At 53.5% G+C, this 1,221-nt stretch carries 1 protein-coding gene; it reads left to right on the top strand.

From position 1 onward, the window contains the following. Nucleotides 1-1,139, top strand: a 1,139-nt coding sequence (locus BMX17_RS26615) for a hypothetical protein (RefSeq protein ID WP_170845574.1), incomplete at its 5' end; no start/stop codon positions are given. Nucleotides 1,140-1,221 lie beyond the last annotated feature (82 nt).

Genomic DNA, 1,221 nt, shown 5'->3' with positions numbered 1-1,221 from the left:
GGTGGGGGCCTGCAAAACAAGCACCAACAGCCACCGGAGACGACCAGTCACCGGGCAACAGCGAGCAAGCGCAGCACACAGACCACTCAGAAGACCCCATATCCAGCCAGAACACTTCCACACCGAACGACGACCAACCGACCGGCACAGCTGATGAAGAGACTGGGGCAGAGTCATCAAGCAACGACAGCGAGCAGGACCCCTCTGGCACGATGGAACAGTCAGATGCCGACGACACTGGGAGCAAATCTACGGATGAATCAGCGCAATCCGGTGTCTTTGGCGAGAGAAACACGCCACAAGAAATAGAAGACGGTATTAGTGAAATCGATGACGAATCTGACCTCGGCCTTGCCGACGTTCAACGTGCATTTGTCCACAAGCTCGTCAAGAACGGTGTCCTCAGTGGTGATCAAGCGAGGTTCATTGCGAAGCTAGCGATGGCATACAACGGTGAGTTAGAGGGCTACGATCTCACGCAGAGTATGGATTACCTCGAACGCTCCCTCGGTAATCCAGATATTGCTGGGCTCAGAGAGCAAGGATTCATCGAGCGGCTCGGGATGCCGTTCAAAAAGAAGTACTACGATTTTACTGAGAAAGGATGGAATGTCGTTAAGCAGATCGACCCTGACCTCGCTAAACCAATTGGCGAAGAACAAGGCGACCTTGGGGAGACCGGCGCTCATCGGATTGGTGTTGCGGTCACAGCCAAATATCTCAAGCAGGAGGATAGGGTTGAGTCAGTGGTCCGGTACCCAACAGAACGTGGACATGAGTACGATGTCGTCGGGTACAATGCTGATGGAACAACTGAAATTGGTGGTGAAGTCTGGTTCGGTAGTAACAATCGAACATCCGCTGTGCAAGATTATCGGGATCTCACTCAGCTAGACGGGGGTGCAATATGGGTTGTTGAAGGCGTCAAAGAAGTGGTGCCTGTGATTAACGCCCTCGTTGACCACAGTGATCGGTTCGAGCTTGACACGAAAGTCAACTACCGTGGGACTGGACCAGACGATGGCGAACGCATTTACAGTATGGATGACCTGCTCGAGTGCATCCAAGACGCACACGATGGATACGCGTCAGGGATGACTCGGATCAAGACACTCACTAGTCTGAGGGACGAGCTATGACAGGAGATGCGTGGCGGCCCGCAACTCGCGAAGAGATCCAGCAGTACTACACGGACTACTTCCCCGAAAAGTATCGGTCCGG

Origin of the sequence: Halorientalis persicus, from assembly GCF_900110215.1 — an archaeon.
Lineage (GTDB): Archaea > Halobacteriota > Halobacteria > Halobacteriales > Haloarculaceae > Halorientalis > Halorientalis persica.
The sequence above is the reverse complement of the archived record's forward strand: the minus strand, read 5'-3'. Positions and strand labels throughout refer to the sequence as shown.